Raw genomic sequence first — 14140 nt, forward strand, 5'->3', positions numbered from 1 at the left:
CACTCCCCGGTCCCCGGATCTCGGACCGGGGGACCGTCCGCATATTCTCGTGAGCATGCTGACCATCACCCAGGCCCTGTACGACCAGATCGTCGCGCACGCCCGCGCCGACCACCCCGACGAGGCCTGCGGTGTGGTCGCGGGACCCGTCGGGGAGGGCCGGCCCGAGCGCTTCATCCCGATGCTCAACGCCGCTCGCTCGCCCACGTTCTACGAGTTCGACTCGATGGATCTGCTCAAGCTGTACCGGGAGATGGACGACCGTGACGAGGAGCCGGTGATCATCTACCACTCCCACACGGCGACCGAGGCGTACCCGTCGCGCACCGACATCTCGTACGCCAACGAGCCCGGCGCGCACTACGTCCTGGTGTCGACCGCGGACACCGACGAGGCGGGGCCCTTCCAGTTCCGGTCGTTCCGGATCGTCGAGGGCGAGGTCACCGAGGAGGACGTGAAGGTCGTCCAGGCGTACTGACGGCGAGAGCCGACCGCGCAGCACCGGTTCAGGTCCGTCGGAGCCCTTGCGTCGCCCGGCTTCGCCGTCCGGCGGGCATCGCCGTCGGCAGTCCGTCAGGTGAACAGGTCGCGTCCGCGATGCGAGATCACATGCCGGAGGACGGATCGGGAATCGTTACGATGACCGCATGGTTTCGAACGACGTGAGCGAGAAGACGCCGGGCATGCTGCTCGTGGCGCGGCTGCACGTCGATCTGTGCCGCCTCGCCAGCGCCATCTGTACGCGCTGCGCGGACCGTCGTACGGCCTGAGCCACGGCCCCGAACGACGCACCCCCTGCACCGACCCCCGCGCGGGGGCCGATCCGCGCGCCCCGTACACAACGCCCTTACGTCCCTCCCGACAGGAGCCACCCATGGCCATCGAGGTCCGCATCCCGACCATCCTCCGCACCTACACCGACGGCGCCAAGGCCGTCGAGGGCAACGGGGCCACCCTCGCCGATCTGTTCGCCGACCTCGAGACCCGGCACGCCGGAATCAGGGCACGGCTCGTCGACGAGGCCAACGGGGACCAGCTGCGCCGCTTCGTGAACGTCTATCTGAACGACGAGGACGTCCGCTTCCTGGACGGCATCTCCACCGCGCTGACCGACGGCGACAACGTCACGATCCTGCCGGCCGTCGCCGGCGGCCGGGTCTGATCCTGATGCGTTACGACTCCCCGCTCGCCGCGGTCGGCAACACGCCGCTGGTCCGGCTGCCCCGGCTGTCCCCGTCGGACGACGTCCGTATCTGGGCGAAGCTGGAGGACCGCAACCCGACCGGATCGGTCAAGGACCGTCCCGCGCTCCACATGGTCGAGCAGGCGGAGAAGGACGGCCGGCTCACACCCGGCTGCACGATCCTGGAGCCGACCAGCGGCAACACCGGGATCTCGCTGGCGATGGCGGCCAAGCTGAAGGGCTACCGCATCGTCTGCGTGATGCCGGAGAACACCTCGCAGGAGCGCCGGGACCTGCTCGCCATGTGGGGCGCCGAGATCATCTCGTCCCCGGCGGCGGGCGGATCCAACACCGCGGTGCGGGTCGCGAAGGAACTGGCCGCCGAGCACCCGGACTGGGTGATGCTCTACCAGTACGGAAACCCGGACAACGCGGGCGCGCACTACGCGACCACCGGTCCGGAGATCCTCGCCGACCTGCCCTCCGTCACCCACTTCGTGGCGGGCCTCGGCACCACCGGCACGCTCATGGGCGTGGGCCGCTTCCTGCGCGAGCACAAGCCGGACATCAAGATCGTCGCGGCCGAGCCGCGCTACGACGACCTCGTCTACGGGCTGCGCAACCTCGACGAGGGGTTCGTGCCGGAGCTGTACGACGCCTCCGTCCTCACCACCCGCTTCTCGGTCGGCTCGGCCGACGCGGTCACCCGCACCCGTGAGCTCCTCCAGCAGGAGGGCATCTTCGCGGGCGTCTCCACGGGCGCGGCGCTCCATGCGGCGATCGGAGTCGGCAAGAAGGCGCTCAAGGCGGGGGAGTCCGCGGACATCGTCTTCGTCGTCGCCGACGGCGGCTGGAAGTACCTCTCGACGGGCGTCTACACGGCCCCGACGACGGAGGCCGCGATCGAGACCCTGCAGGGCCAGCTCTGGGCGTGAGGGTGTTCCGAGCCCCCGCGCCTGCGGTCCGACGGGCTGATCGCCCGCGGTCCTGATCCGCGGACTCCGCGGCCCACTGCCGGATCCGCGTCCGGGTCGGCTCAGAGGTCGGCTCAGGGGACCAGGTGCCGCACCTGGTCCCACAGGAGCGGGTCGACCACGCCCACCCGGCGGCGGAAGTCACGGACCCGTACCTTCCGCAGCTCGTCCGTCTCCAGGAAGCTGGGGCGGCCCTGGGCGTCGCCCACCGCGCCCGGAGGCAGCGGGATCACGCCGGGGCGGGCGTCGTGGTACTTGCTGGTGATCTTGGCGACATGCGCGTCGCCGCCGCGGACGTGCAGGACCAGACACGGCCGGTCCTTGGAGCCAGGACCGTCCTCGTACGGAACGTCCGCCCACCAGATCTCGCCGGGCTGGGGGCCCTGCCCCGGCACCGCCGGAGTCGGAGCCCGGCGCTCACCGGGCCTCCCGGGCGGCCGGGCCCGCCCCCCGGGGCGTACCCGCGACACCGCGGCCACCAGCGCGATCACCACCACCGCGCCGAGCGCGAGCCACCAGGACGTGTCCATACCCAGACCGTACCGGCGCGTCCTGCGTACCGCCCGCCCCGCGTGCACGCCCCGCGCACCTCGTCCTATCCGGTGACAGGGCAGGTGAGTTCCCCCACAACGGGTAGCCGCGAAGGAGCGGCCAACCCTTTCGCGCCTTACGCTCGACAAACCGCACGACCTCCCCGCGCACCCTTCAGCATTCCCCGTTCCCCGTCCACGGACGACCGTCCACGGAGGTTCAAGCTCCATGAAGCTCACCGTCGTCGGCTGCTCGGGGTCGTTCCCGTCCGCGGAATCGGCCTGCTCGAGCTACCTCGTCGAGGCCGACGGCTTCCGGCTGCTCCTCGACATGGGCAACGGCGCCCTCGGCGAGCTGCAGCGCCACATCGGTCTCTACGACCTCGACGCCGTCTTTCTCAGTCATCTGCATGCGGACCACTGCATCGACATGTGCGGGTACTTCGTCGCCCGCTACTACCGCCACGACGGCGGCCGCTGCGACGCCATTCCGGTCTACGCGCCGGAGGGCGCGGAGCAGCGCCTCACCACCGCCTACGCGGACACCCCCTCCGACAAGTCCATGAGCGAGGTCTTCGACTTCCACGTCCTCAAGCCGGGCGCCTTCGAGATCGGGCCCTTCTCGGTCCGTACGGAGAAGGTCGCGCACCCCGTCGAGACCTTCGCCATCCGTGTCGAGCACAACGGCAGGTCCCTCACCTACTCCGGCGACACGGGTGTCTGCGAGGGCCTCGTGGATCTTGCCGAGGGCACCGACCTCTTCCTCTGCGAGGCGGCGTTCACCCACGGCAAGGAGGACATCCCCGACCTCCACCTCAACGGTCGCGAGGCAGGCGCCCACGCCGCCCGCGCAGGGGTGCGCAAGCTGGTGCTCACGCACATCCCGCCCTGGACGGACGCCCAGCAGAACCTGGCGGACGCCCGCGCGGTGTACGACGGCCCGGCCGAGCTGGCGGTCCCGGGCGCGGTCCACGAGATCTGACGCCCGGCCGACCCGCCCGCCCGCCCGCGTCCAGCGCGGACAGGGGCCTGTGTCCGGTGCCCTGAGCCCGCACCCGGCGCCTGCGGCCTGCGGCCGGTGCAGATGCCCGCGGGCAGAGATGCCGGCGACTGCGCGCGGTCCGCGTCCCGCCCGGGCCCGTAGCCTTCGGCCCGTGTTCGGGGCCGCGGCCGGTGCCCGCACTTCGCAGGTGTCCGGGGGCGCGGTTCGCGTCCCGCCCGGGGCCCGTAGCCTTCGGCCCGTGTTCGGGGCCCGCAGCCGGTGTCCGCACTTCGCAGATGCCTGCGGTCGGCAGTGGCGCTTGGGGCCGGGCGCCTGTGGGGGGTGTCGGTCTGCGGTATCGGCCGGTGCCCGCACTTCGCAGATGCCCGCGGGCGCGGTCCGCGTCCCGCCCGGGGCCCCGTGCCCGTGGCGGGTGTCCGGCACATGCGCAGCCCCAGCTGTGGCCGGTGTTCTCCGCAGCGCGTGGCGGGCGTCCGGCGACTCCGCGCGGTCGCCAGGGGCGTCCGGGGTCCGCAGCCCTCGTCCGTGCTCGGCAGCCCGTGACTGATCCCGGCGACTCCGCGCGGTCGCCAGTGGTGCCCGGTGCCCTGGGCCCGTGTCCGGCGCATGCGGCCTGAGGCCGGTGACCACACTCCGCAGCCGCAGCCGCAGCCGCAGCCGCAGCCGCAGCCGCAGCCGCAGCCGCAGCCGCAGCCGGAGCCGGAGCCGGAGCCGGAGCCGGAGCCGGAGCCGCAGCCGCAGCCGCAGCCGCAGCCGGAGCCGGAGCCGGAGCCGCAGCCGCAGCCGCAGCCGCGGTCGGCGCCCATCGCTGAGGCCGGCGACCGGCCCCCACACCCCGGGCCCGTACCCGTGGCGGTGTCCGGCACTTGCGCGGCCTGCGGCCGCAGCGGAGGCATCGGCCGGTGCCCGCGGCCGCGGGCACCGGCCTCCGGCAGCCGGGCCGTGCGGATGGTGGGCCCGCACCACGGGCGGCCCATGACCGCAGGCCATCCACGGACGGCCTCGTTAAAATCGCATAAAACTGACACATCGTCCTGATCTGAGAGGAAACATGGCCGATGACGTCGCGGACATCCGCCCACCGCCCAGCCCGCACGACCCCCACCAGCAGGGGGAACTGAAACACAACGCGATCGGTTTCCTCGACGCACTCGTCATCGGCATCAACGCCACCTCCCCGGCGTACTCGCTGGCCGCCGTCATCGGAGCCGTGGTGGCCCTCGTCGGGATCTACGCCCCGGGTGTCGTCCTGGCGTCATTCGTGCCGATGCTGCTGATCGCCTCGGCCTTCTTCTACCTCAACCACGTCGACCAGGACTGCGGTACGACGTTCTCGTGGGTCACCCGGGCCATGGGCCCCTGGGCAGGCTGGTTCGGCGGCTGGGCCATCATGATGACCGGCGTCCTCGTGGTCGGTTCGCTGGCCGACGTCGCCGTCGGCTTCGGACTGCTCACCTTCGGCCTCGACAGCTGGGCCGACAACGCCGTCATCCGCCAGGTGCTCACGGTGCTGGTCATCCTCGTCATGACGGCCATCTGCGTCATCGGCACCGAGGCGTCGGCCCATGTGCAGAACGTGCTCATCCTCGCGCAGATCGCCTCCCTGCTCGCCTTCGCCATCGTCGCGGTCTACCGCGTCTACGACGGCACGAGCCCTCTCGGCCCCGTCGAACCCGCCATCGAGTGGCTGAACCCGTTCGGGGCAGGTGGCGCCGCCCTGACCGGCGGCCTGCTGCTGGGCGTGTTCATGTACTGGGGCTGGGAGTCGGCGGTGAATCTCACCGAGGAGGTCAAGAACTCCGCCAGCGCCCCCGGCCGGGCCGGGATCTGGTCGACGATCATCCTGCTCGTGACCTATCTGTCGGTCACCATCGCGGTCGTGGCCTTCGCCGGACCGGCGTTCCTGGCCGAGAACGCGTCCGAGGAGGAGTTCATCTTCGCGCTGCTCGCCCGCCAGGTCATGGGCGGGTGGGACTGGCTCGTGCTGCTGGCGGTCTGCACCTCCGCACTGGCCTCGACCCAGACGACGATCATTCCGGCGTCCCGCACGGGGCTGTCGATGGCCCGTCGGGGAGCGCTGCCGTTCGTGTTCGCCCGTATCCACCCGCGCTTCCACACCCCCGATGTGAGCACCTGGGCCGTGGCCTTCGTCGCCATCGCCTGGTATCTGATCGTCAGCCAGATCAGCGAGAACGCCCTGTTCGACTCCCTCACGGCGCTGTCGCTGCTCATCGCGTTCTACTACGCGCTCACGGGCCTCGCCTGTGCCGTCTACTACCGGCGCCATCTCACCGAGAGCGTCCGCAACTTCCTCCTGATCGGCGTGGGTCCGCTGATCGGCTCCGTGCTGCTGCTGTGGCTGCTGGTGGAGTCCGTCATCGACATGTCGAATCCCGCCAACTCCTACAGCGGCGTCTCGTGGTTCGGTCTCGGCCCGCCACTCGTCATCGGTATCGGCATCGTGATCGTGGGACTGCTCATCATGTTCGCCCGGCGCCTGACGACTCCGGGATTCTGGAGCGAGCGCCGTGGCGTGGCCGATCCGGATCTCGTGCACGCCATGGAGCACCACCACAAGAGTGCCAAGCTCCCCAGAGGGCCCGAGGAGTCCTGAGATGTCGGTCGTCCTGGGCTACGACGAGTCGCCGGGCGCGGTGCGGGCGCTGCGGGTCGCGATCGAGGTGGCGTCGGCGTTCGGCGAGCCCCTCGTGCTGGTCTACGGTGCCGGCGCCCCGGGTGCCATGGGCGAGGAGTACAAGACCCACGCGGCGGCCCTGCGCCAGGCCGGCAGGGTCGCGCTCGCCCATGCGGTCGAGGCGGCCGACGACGCCGGGGTGCCGACGGCCGTGGAGATCGTGGACGAAAGGCCGGCCCAGGCTCTGCTGGACGCCGCCGCCCGCCACGACGGGCGCGTCATCGTGGTCGGCAGCTACGGCGAGAGCCCGATGCGCGGTGCACTGCTCGGCTCGACCCCGCACAAGCTGCTGCATCTGTCGACGGTTCCCGTGCTCTGCGTCCCGGCCGACGACGAGGTTGCCTGAGCCCCGTGGTCCGGCCCGGTCACCCGTGCGCCGCCCGCCGCGCCGGAGCGCCCGCCCTCCGCAGGGAGGACGGGCGCTCCGGGGTCGACGCGGCAGGTCCTACCCGGCCTCGGACTTCTTCAGCTCCGCCAGTTCCTCGTCGGACTCGCGGCCCGGGGTCGGAAGGTTGAACTTGACGATGGCGAAGCGGAAGACCACGTAGTAGACCGCCGCGAACGCCAGACCGACCGGGATGATCAGCCAGGGGTTGGTCGCCTTGTTCCAGCCCAGGCCGAGGTCGATGAGGCCGGCGGAGAAGGTGAAGCCCGCGTGTGCCCCGAGCGCCCAGGTGACTGCCATGGAGATCGCGGTCAGCACGGCATGGATCGCGTACAGCAGCGGCGCGATGAACATGAACGAGAACTCGATCGGCTCGGTCACGCCGGTCACGAAGGAGGTCAGCGCGAGCGAGATCATCATGCCGGTGACGACCTTGCGGCGCTCCGGGCGGGCGGTGTGGGCGATGGCGAGCGCGGCGGCCGGGAGGCCGAACATCATGATCGGGAAGAATCCCGTCATGAACAGGCCGGCGCTCGGGTCACCGGCGAAGAAGCGGTGCAGGTCACCGTGGACGACGTCCCCGGCCGCGTTGGTGAAGTCACCGATCTGGAACCAGGCCACGGTGTTCACGAACTGGTGCATGCCGATCGGGATCAGCGCGCGGTTGATGAGGCCGAAGAGGCCGGCACCGCCGGCGCCGAGGCCGGTCATCCAGGTGCCGAAGTCGGAGATGACCCCGCCGATCGGCTCCCAGACGAGGCCGAAGAAGACGCCCATGACCACGCCGACGAAGGCCATCATGATCGGGACGAGACGGCGGCCGTTGAAGAAGCCGAGCCAGTCCACCAGCTTGGTGCGGTGGAACCGCTGCCACAGCACCGCGGCCAGCAGACCCATGATGATGCCGCCGAGAACTCCCGGGTTGTTGTACGTCGCGGCGACGTCGACGCCCTTGTTCTCGGTGGTGTTGACCACGGCCTCGGTCACCGGGAAGGCGGTGAGGACGTTCTTGTACACGAGGAAACCGACGAGGGCCGCGAGCGCGGTGGAGCCGTCGGACTTCTTGGCGAAGCCGATGGCGACGCCTATGCAGAAGAGCAGGGGCAGATTGGCGAAGACTGCGTCGCCGGCGGTGGCGAACACCGCCGCGACCCTGTCCCAGCCGAGGCCGTCGGCACCGAAGACATCCGGCTGGCCGAGGCGCAGCAGAATGCCCGCGGCGGGCAGGACGGCGATGGGCAACTGAAGGCTGCGGCCCACCTTCTGCAGGCCCTGGAACAGGCCGGAGCCCCACTTCTTGGCGGGCGGTGCCGTTGCGGCGGTAGCCGTGGTCACAACTTCCTCCATCGGGCAAGGCGCCGCCCGGGACCGGGGGAAGGGGGGACGGCGGCGTCTCGGGGGAAACGCGGCCTAAGGTCTGGACCGCGTGGTCTACACCATTGAGAGGTGTAGACCTGTTGTAGCACGTGAGGATTGGATAAGGAACCTGCGAAATTCCGACGGTCGGTCAGGTTCCGGGCTCATACCAGGGCATTACCGGCGAAGGCCCTCGGACCGCCGGGGTCGAGGGCCTTCGTGGTGCGGGCGGCGGGGCGGTGGAAGGTCCGGTCGCCCCGCTCACGCCTTGGTCTGTTCGTCCTCCATCTGCTCCTCCAGCCTTTCAGGCCCCCGCCCCGGGGTCGGGAGGTCGAACACCTTGATGAGGACGCGGAAGAGGACGTAGTAGACCACCGCGAAGCAGGCGCCGATCGGGATGATCAGCCAGGGCTTGGTGTCCAGGTTCCAGAAGGCGATGTAGTCGATCGCGCCGGCCGAGAAACTGAATCCCGCATGGACCCCCAGTCCCCAGGTGATCGCCATCGAGGCGCCCGTGAGCAGGGCGTGCAGCCCGTACAGCAGGGGCGCCGCGAACATGAAGGAGAACTCGATCGGTTCGGTCACCCCGGTCACGAACGACGTCAGTGCGACGGAGAGCATCAGGCCCCCCACGCGCTTGCGGTGCTCGGGGCGGGCGCAGTGCGTCATGGCGAGCGCGGCTGCCGGGAGCCCGAACATCATGATCGGGAAGAAGCCCGACATGAAGAGGCCGGCGTCCGGGTCGCCCGCGAACCAGCGCGTCAGGTCGCCCTGGACAACGGTGCCGTCCGGTGTGGTGTACTCACCCGCCTGGAACCAGAGGAAGACGTTCAGGAACTGGTGCATCCCGATGGGGATCAGCAGTCGGTTCGCCACCCCGAAGATGCCGGCGCCCCAGGCGCCGAGGTCGATGAGCTGCTTGCTGAACCACTGCAGGGCATCGCCCACCGGCTGCCACAGCAGCCCGAAGACTACGCCGAGGACGAAGCAGACGAACGCCATGATGATCGGGACGAGCCGGCGGCCGCCGAAGAAGCCCAGCCAGTCGACGAGTCTGGTGCGGTGGTAGCGCTGCCAGATCGTGGCCGTCAGCAGGCCGATCAGGATGCCGCCCAGCACCCCGGGGTTCTGAGGGACCCCCTCGGGCATGTCCTTCGTCACCGAGCCCGCGACCGGGAACGCCCTGAGGACGTTGTAGTAGACCAGGAACCCGGCGACCGCGGCGAGCGCGGTGGAGCCGTCGGACTTCTTGGCGAAGCCGATGGCGACGCCGATGCAGAAGAGCATGGGCAGCCCGAGCTTCGGGTCGAGGATGCCTCCGCCGCCCTTGAGGAGGATGTCCGAGACCTTGTCCCAGAAGGGGCCGTGCAGATAGGTGCCGATGAGGTTGCCGAGGCTGATCAGCAGGCCGGCCGCGGGCAGGACCGCCACCGGGAGCTGCAGGCTCCGGCCGATCTTCTGGAGACCCGGAAGGAGTCCTCCGGCCCACCGCGCCTTCCGCGGCGGGGCGGCTGCGCTGCCGGCGGTCATCGGTATCCTCCCTCGATGCACACTGGTGTAGACCAGTTGCGATAAGCTCGCCGGTGCCCGGCTGTTGAGGCGCGGGCGGGGTGCCGGTGATCGTCATCCTTCGGCACACATCCGCAACTCGCCCGCGAAGTTGGGCCAATCGTGAGTTAACGTGTCAAAACGACCATCGGCCTCCGGCCCCAGGCCGGCTGCACCTTCCGGGGACACCCCGGGATTCCCGGCCGAAGAGGACTTCAGGGAGGAACACATGGCCAGCAAGGCTGAGAAGATCGTCGCCGGGCTCGGCGGGCTCGACAACATCGAGGAGGTCGAGGGCTGCATCACCCGGCTGCGCACCGAGGTCAACGACCCGAGCCTGGTCGACGAGGCAGCGCTGAAGGCCGCCGGTGCCCACGGCGTCGTCAAGATGGGCACCGCGATCCAGGTCGTCATCGGCACCGACGCCGACCCCATCGCCGCGGAGATCGAAGACATGATGTGAGCCCTGGTCCACTGTGCGCGAGGGGCCCGATCCCGTCCGGATCGGGCCCCTCGCGCACGTACGGCTAGGCTCATCACCATGTCTCGAATCGACGGCCGCACCCCTGAACAGCTCCGCCCGGTCACCATCCAGCGCGGATGGAGCAAGCACGCCGAGGGCTCGGTCCTCGTCTCCTTCGGTGACACCCGGGTCTTCTGCACCGCCTCCGTCACCGAAGGCGTCCCGCGCTGGCGAAAGGGCAGCGGTGAAGGCTGGGTCACCGCCGAGTACTCGATGCTGCCGCGCTCGACCAACACCCGCGGCGACCGCGAGTCCGTACGCGGCAAGATCGGCGGACGGACCCATGAGATCTCCCGACTGATCGGACGCTCGCTGCGTGCCGTCATCGACTACAAGGCCCTCGGCGAGAACACGATCGTGCTCGACTGCGACGTCCTCCAGGCCGACGGCGGCACCCGTACCGCCGCCATCACCGGCGCCTATGTCGCTCTCGCCGACGCCGTCTCGTGGGCCCAGGGCAAGAAGCTCGTCAAGGCGGGCAAGCAGCCCCTGACCGGAACCGTCGCCGCCGTCTCTGTCGGCATCGTCGACGGCACCCCCCTCCTCGACCTCTGTTACGAGGAGGACGTCCGCGCCGAGACCGACATGAACGTCGTCTGCACCGGCGACGGCCGCTTCGTCGAGGTCCAGGGCACCGCCGAGGCCGAGCCCTTCGACCGCAAGGAGCTCAACGCACTCCTCGATCTGGCCACCGGAGGCTGCGCCGATCTCGCCGCACTCCAGACCGAGGCTCTTGCCCGCACGATCGACGGGTAGAGAAGCAACCAAGGACGCGACTGCAGGCGTCGTTACCGGCACGGGCGCACGGGCTGAACCGTGCGCCCGTCCGTAACCCTGGGAGGGGACCGTTCCATGCGCAGCCGCCGTATCGCACTCGCCGTCGTCACCGCCGTCGCGCTCACCGGAGCCGTCGGCTGCAGTGCCGTCGACAAGGCACTGGACTGCGTCCAGACCGCCGACGCCATAGCCACCAGCGTGGACAGGCTCTCGGGGGCCGTCTCCGGCGCGACCGACGATCCCACCCAGCTCAACGAGGCCCTCAACGACATCGATCAGGAACTGGGAAACCTGAAGGACACGACCGACAACGCGGATCTGACCAAGGCCGTCGACGACCTCACCAAGGGAGTCGAGAACGTTCGGACGGCCGTCGAGAACGGCGACAACACCCCGGACATCAAGCCCATCACGGACGCCGCCGCCGAGGTCGGCAAGGTCTGCACCCCGTAACCGGCGTGGACTCCGCGTGGATACTGGGCGCATGACCCGCCTGATCCTCGCCACCCGCAACGCCGGAAAGATCACCGAACTCCGGGCGATCCTCGCCGACGCAGATCTCGCTCATGAGCTCGTCGGCGCGGACGCCTACCCCGACATCCCCGACGTCAAGGAAACCGGCGTCACCTTCGCCGAGAACGCCCTGCTCAAGGCCCATGCCCTCGCCCGCGCCACCGGCCTTCCGGCTGTCGCCGACGACTCGGGTCTCTGCGTCGACGTCCTCGGCGGTGCCCCCGGCATCTTCTCCGCCCGCTGGTCCGGCAGCCACGGCGACGACGCCGCGAACCTGCGGCTGCTGCTCGCCCAGCTCTCCGACATCGCCGACGGACACCGCGGAGCCCACTTCGCCTGCGCAGCAGCGCTCGCCCTCCCGGACGGCACGGAACGGGTCGTCGAGGGCCGGCTGCGGGGGGTGCTGCGCCACGACCCGGTCGGCACGAACGGGTTCGGCTATGACCCGATCCTCCAGCCGGAGGGGTACGACGTGACGTGCGCGCAGCTGTCCCCGGAGGAGAAGAACGCGATCAGCCACCGGGGGAAGGCGTTCAGGGCACTGGTCCCGGTGGTCCGCGAACTCCTCGCGTAGCCGCGCGGCTCGCGGCGGCGCGGACCCAATTGCCCGCGTGTGCCGCTGAAGTGATGTGGTGCGGCCGGAGGGACTCGAACCCTCACGGGTGTTACCCCACTGGGACCTAAACCCAGCGTGACTGCCAATTCCACCACGGCCGCATGTCGCCCGGCCATGCTACTGGCCGGGCGACCGTGCTCAGAGGCCGAGGTCCTTGATGACCTTGGCGACGTGGCCGGTGGCCTTCACGTTGTAGAGGGCACGCTCGACCTTGCCGTCCTCGTCGACGACCACCGTCGAGCGGATCACACCGGTGACCGTCTTGCCGTAGAGCTTCTTCTCGCCGAAGGCCCCGTACGCCTCCAGGACCGACTTCTCCGGGTCGCCGACCAGCGTGACCTTGAGGCTCTCCTTGTCGCGGAACTTCGCGAGCTTCTCCGGCTTGTCCGGGGAGACGCCGATGACGTCGTATCCCGCGCCCGCCAGCAGGTCCAGGTTGTCGGTGAAGTCACAGGCCTGCTTGGTGCAGCCCGGGGTCAGGGCCGCGGGGTAGAAATAGACGATGACCTTGCGGCCCCTGTGGTCGGCGAGCGAGATCTCGTTGCCGTCCGCATCGGGCAGGGTGAAGTCCGGGGCGGTGTCGCCGGGCTGGAGTCGCTCACTCATTCTCGGTTCTCCTCAAGGGTTACGGGCGTACGTGCCGAGCGTAATAGGGGTGCCGTGGGGTGCGCCGGGCGTCGAGCTGACAGACTGTCGATGACGTAGCAGTTGACGAGCAGTACCGGATACGACGACGGAGGCGGCGCGGTGTCGGATTCCAGGACCCCTGCGCAGATCGAGGCGGACATCGTCCGCCGGCGCGACAGGCTTGCCGAGACTCTCGACGAGATCGGGGTGCGGGTGCACCCGAAGACGATCGTCGGGGATGCGAAGGCCAGGGTCGCCGCGACCGTGGACCAGACGGCCGGGCGGGCATTCGTCGCCGCGAACCGGCTGATGACGGATGTGCGGGCCCGCTTCGTGCACCACGACGGCGCGCCCCGGCTGGAGCGCCTGGTGCCCGCGGCTCTCGTCGTCGTGGGGGCCGTGGGGCTGCTGGCGCTGTCGGTCAGGAAGCGGAAGGCGTGACCGGCGGTCACCCCGGCGGGGTGCGGTCCGGCTCCGGCCAGGTAAGTTCGTGGTCGTGAGCGAGAACACGCACGACAAGCTGCCGATCAAGATGCTGCACGACCGGGTCCTGGTCCGGTCCGACGTCCCGGAGGGCGAGCGGCGCTCGGGCGGCGGCATTCTGATTCCGGCGACCGCTGCGGTCGGCCGGCGCCTCGCCTGGGCCGACGTGGTTGCCGTCGGGCAGAACGTCCGCACGGTGGAGCCCGGGGACCGGGTGCTGTACGACCCCGAGGACAGGGCGGAGGTCGAGGTGCGCGGCGTCGCGTACATCCTGATGCGCGAGCGCGATCTGCACGCGGTCGCGGCGGACCGCTTCGAGGGCGGCGAGGACTCGACCGGGCTGTATCTCTAGCCCCGGCCCTTGCCCGTCCTTGCCGGCATGGCCGCAGGGCGAGGCGTGAAGAGAGAGAACGGCCTGGTGACGGGGTTCACCAGGCCGTTTCCCTTCTCTTTGTTACCTTGGGAGCAACCCGACGAGACGCGCCGTACCGGGCAAGGCAAAGACGACGCACCCCGCACGAAGTCCACGTCTCGGAGGTGCCTGTCATGGCCTGGTTTCTGCTCGTCCTCGCCGGTCTGCTCGAGGTCGGCTGGTCGGTCGGGATGAAGTTCACCGACGGTTTCACGCGGCTGTGGCCCAGCGTTTTCACCGGTGCGGCGATCGTCGTGAGCATGCTGCTGCTGTCCTCCGCCGCCCGATCGCTGCCGATCGGTACGGCGTACGGGGTATGGGTCGGCATCGGCGCGGCGGGCGCCGCGGTGGTCGGCATGGTCGCGCTGGGCGAGCCGGCGACCGCTGCCAGGATCTTCTTCGTCGTGCTGCTGCTGGTGGCCGTCGTGGGGCTGAAGGCGACCTCTGGTCACTGAGCCGCACGCTTTGCCGCACGGAGACCCGTGGCCACCGGGCCGGCGCCTGCCGCCCCGGTG

General features: G+C 70.0%; 18 protein-coding genes, 1 tRNA gene and 1 riboswitch. Of the genes, 14 read left to right on the plus strand and 5 right to left on the minus strand.

The genetic code is table 11. From position 1 onward, the window contains the following. The first annotated feature begins 55 nt into the window (after positions 1 to 55). From AC068D_RS19835 to AC068D_RS19850, 4 genes are all read left to right on the plus strand, one after another. Entirely contained in the window at positions 56 to 478 is a 423-nt protein-coding gene (locus AC068D_RS19835) for a M67 family metallopeptidase (RefSeq protein WP_478824311.1), read from the plus strand. A gap of 169 nt (positions 479 to 647) precedes the next feature. Then, the gene (locus AC068D_RS19840; RefSeq protein ID WP_478824312.1) at positions 648 to 770 is read left to right on the plus strand and encodes a putative leader peptide; all 123 of its coding nucleotides are present in this window, start codon (positions 648 to 650) and stop codon (positions 768 to 770) included. A gap of 104 nt (positions 771 to 874) precedes the next feature. Beyond that, positions 875 to 1162 carry a MoaD/ThiS family protein gene (locus tag AC068D_RS19845; RefSeq protein ID WP_478824313.1) on the plus strand — a complete coding sequence of 96 codons (288 nt, stop codon included), beginning with the start codon at positions 875 to 877 and terminating at the stop codon, positions 1160 to 1162. Between the two features lie 5 nt (positions 1163 to 1167). Beyond that, positions 1168 to 2118 carry a PLP-dependent cysteine synthase family protein gene (locus AC068D_RS19850; RefSeq protein WP_478824314.1) on the plus strand — a complete coding sequence of 317 codons (951 nt, stop codon included), beginning with the start codon at positions 1168 to 1170 and terminating at the stop codon, positions 2116 to 2118. A gap of 113 nt (positions 2119 to 2231) precedes the next feature. On the opposite strand, the gene AC068D_RS19855 is transcribed toward AC068D_RS19850, so the two are convergent. After that, a complete protein-coding gene (locus tag AC068D_RS19855; protein ID WP_478824315.1) occupies positions 2232 to 2687 on the minus strand; it encodes a type II toxin-antitoxin system PemK/MazF family toxin in 456 nt (151 codons plus the stop codon). Positions 2688 to 2916: 229 nt separating this feature from the next. On the opposite strand from AC068D_RS19855, the gene AC068D_RS19860 reads away from it, so the two are divergent. From AC068D_RS19860 to AC068D_RS19870, 3 genes are all read left to right on the plus strand, one after another. Further along, the gene (locus AC068D_RS19860; RefSeq protein ID WP_478824316.1) at positions 2917 to 3669 is read left to right on the plus strand and encodes an MBL fold metallo-hydrolase; all 753 of its coding nucleotides are present in this window, start codon (positions 2917 to 2919) and stop codon (positions 3667 to 3669) included. A 1072-nt stretch (positions 3670 to 4741) separates the two neighbouring features. After that, positions 4742 to 6304 (plus strand): APC family permease, encoded by a 1563-nt coding sequence (locus tag AC068D_RS19865; RefSeq protein ID WP_478824317.1) that lies wholly within the window; start codon positions 4742 to 4744, stop codon positions 6302 to 6304. Position 6305: 1 nt separating this feature from the next. Further along, the gene (locus AC068D_RS19870; RefSeq protein ID WP_478824318.1) at positions 6306 to 6731 is read left to right on the plus strand and encodes a universal stress protein; all 426 of its coding nucleotides are present in this window, start codon (positions 6306 to 6308) and stop codon (positions 6729 to 6731) included. Positions 6732 to 6830: 99 nt separating this feature from the next. On the opposite strand, the gene AC068D_RS19875 is transcribed toward AC068D_RS19870, so the two are convergent. Then, positions 6831 to 8105 carry a PTS transporter subunit EIIC gene (locus tag AC068D_RS19875; RefSeq protein WP_478824319.1) on the minus strand — a complete coding sequence of 425 codons (1275 nt, stop codon included), beginning with the start codon at positions 8103 to 8105 and terminating at the stop codon, positions 6831 to 6833. A 282-nt stretch (positions 8106 to 8387) separates the two neighbouring features. Then, on the minus strand, positions 8388 to 9656 hold the full coding sequence (locus AC068D_RS19880) for a PTS transporter subunit EIIC (protein WP_478824320.1): 1269 nt from the start codon (positions 9654 to 9656) through the stop codon (positions 8388 to 8390). 151 nt (positions 9657 to 9807) lie between these two features. Here AC068D_RS19880 and AC068D_RS19885 point away from each other — a divergent pair, with 151 nt between their 5' ends. The 4 genes from AC068D_RS19885 (at position 9808) to rdgB (ending at position 12061) form a co-directional block, all read left to right on the plus strand. Beyond that, positions 9808 to 10137 (plus strand): PTS sugar transporter subunit IIB, encoded by a 330-nt coding sequence (locus AC068D_RS19885; RefSeq protein WP_478824321.1) that lies wholly within the window; start codon positions 9808 to 9810, stop codon positions 10135 to 10137. Between the two features lie 78 nt (positions 10138 to 10215). Next, positions 10216 to 10953: a ribonuclease PH gene (gene rph, locus AC068D_RS19890; protein ID WP_478824322.1), complete on the plus strand. Its 738-nt coding sequence runs from the start codon at positions 10216 to 10218 to the stop codon at positions 10951 to 10953. A gap of 96 nt (positions 10954 to 11049) precedes the next feature. Further along, positions 11050 to 11427 (plus strand): hypothetical protein, encoded by a 378-nt coding sequence (locus AC068D_RS19895; protein WP_478824323.1) that lies wholly within the window; start codon positions 11050 to 11052, stop codon positions 11425 to 11427. 31 nt (positions 11428 to 11458) lie between these two features. Then, a complete protein-coding gene (gene rdgB, locus AC068D_RS19900; RefSeq protein WP_478824324.1) occupies positions 11459 to 12061 on the plus strand; it encodes an RdgB/HAM1 family non-canonical purine NTP pyrophosphatase in 603 nt (200 codons plus the stop codon). Between the two features lie 56 nt (positions 12062 to 12117). Here rdgB and AC068D_RS19905 read toward each other — a convergent pair. Together AC068D_RS19905 and bcp are read right to left on the minus strand one after the other, a co-directional pair. Next, a tRNA-Leu gene (locus tag AC068D_RS19905) sits at positions 12118 to 12204 on the minus strand. 37 nt (positions 12205 to 12241) lie between these two features. Then, positions 12242 to 12709, minus strand: coding sequence for a thioredoxin-dependent thiol peroxidase (gene bcp, locus AC068D_RS19910; RefSeq protein WP_478824325.1), 468 nt, complete (start codon positions 12707 to 12709; stop codon positions 12242 to 12244). 141 nt (positions 12710 to 12850) lie between these two features. Here bcp and AC068D_RS19915 point away from each other — a divergent pair, with 141 nt between their 5' ends. The 3 genes from AC068D_RS19915 to AC068D_RS19925 all read left to right on the plus strand — a co-directional run bounded on the left by AC068D_RS19915 (position 12851) and on the right by AC068D_RS19925 (position 14080). Then, positions 12851 to 13171: a DUF3618 domain-containing protein gene (locus AC068D_RS19915; protein WP_478824507.1), complete on the plus strand. Its 321-nt coding sequence runs from the start codon at positions 12851 to 12853 to the stop codon at positions 13169 to 13171. Positions 13172 to 13226: 55 nt separating this feature from the next. Then, the gene (locus AC068D_RS19920) at positions 13227 to 13565 is read left to right on the plus strand and encodes a GroES family chaperonin (protein WP_478824326.1); all 339 of its coding nucleotides are present in this window, start codon (positions 13227 to 13229) and stop codon (positions 13563 to 13565) included. Positions 13566 to 13661: 96 nt separating this feature from the next. Beyond that, positions 13662 to 13726: riboswitch (guanidine-III (ykkC-III) riboswitch) on the plus strand. 33 nt (positions 13727 to 13759) lie between these two features. Then, positions 13760 to 14080 carry a DMT family transporter gene (locus AC068D_RS19925; RefSeq protein WP_478824327.1) on the plus strand — a complete coding sequence of 107 codons (321 nt, stop codon included), beginning with the start codon at positions 13760 to 13762 and terminating at the stop codon, positions 14078 to 14080. The last annotated feature ends 60 nt before the right edge of the window (positions 14081 to 14140 follow it).

Source organism: Streptomyces sp. NPDC043861 (genome assembly GCF_056435905.1).

Bases quoted from the DNA above. Each gene is read 5' to 3' on its own strand.
- AC068D_RS19835 (WP_478824311.1), top strand. From the start codon at position 56: ATGCTGACCATCACCCAGGCCCTGTACGACCAGATCGTCGCGCACGCC.
- rph (WP_478824322.1), top strand. From the start codon at position 10,216: ATGTCTCGAATCGACGGCCGCACCCCTGAACAGCTCCGCCCGGTCACC.
- AC068D_RS19925 (WP_478824327.1), top strand. From the start codon at position 13,760: ATGGCCTGGTTTCTGCTCGTCCTCGCCGGTCTGCTCGAGGTCGGCTGG.
- AC068D_RS19870 (WP_478824318.1), top strand. From the start codon at position 6,306: ATGTCGGTCGTCCTGGGCTACGACGAGTCGCCGGGCGCGGTGCGGGCG.
- AC068D_RS19860 (WP_478824316.1), top strand. From the start codon at position 2,917: ATGAAGCTCACCGTCGTCGGCTGCTCGGGGTCGTTCCCGTCCGCGGAA.
- AC068D_RS19880 (WP_478824320.1), bottom strand. From the start codon at position 9,656: ATGACCGCCGGCAGCGCAGCCGCCCCGCCGCGGAAGGCGCGGTGGGCC.
- AC068D_RS19840 (WP_478824312.1), top strand. From the start codon at position 648: ATGGTTTCGAACGACGTGAGCGAGAAGACGCCGGGCATGCTGCTCGTG.
- bcp (WP_478824325.1), bottom strand. From the start codon at position 12,709: ATGAGTGAGCGACTCCAGCCCGGCGACACCGCCCCGGACTTCACCCTG.
- rdgB (WP_478824324.1), top strand. From the start codon at position 11,459: ATGACCCGCCTGATCCTCGCCACCCGCAACGCCGGAAAGATCACCGAA.
- AC068D_RS19895 (WP_478824323.1), top strand. From the start codon at position 11,050: ATGCGCAGCCGCCGTATCGCACTCGCCGTCGTCACCGCCGTCGCGCTC.
- AC068D_RS19865 (WP_478824317.1), top strand. From the start codon at position 4,742: ATGGCCGATGACGTCGCGGACATCCGCCCACCGCCCAGCCCGCACGAC.
- AC068D_RS19845 (WP_478824313.1), top strand. From the start codon at position 875: ATGGCCATCGAGGTCCGCATCCCGACCATCCTCCGCACCTACACCGAC.
- AC068D_RS19855 (WP_478824315.1), bottom strand. From the start codon at position 2,687: ATGGACACGTCCTGGTGGCTCGCGCTCGGCGCGGTGGTGGTGATCGCG.
- AC068D_RS19850 (WP_478824314.1), top strand. From the start codon at position 1,168: ATGCGTTACGACTCCCCGCTCGCCGCGGTCGGCAACACGCCGCTGGTC.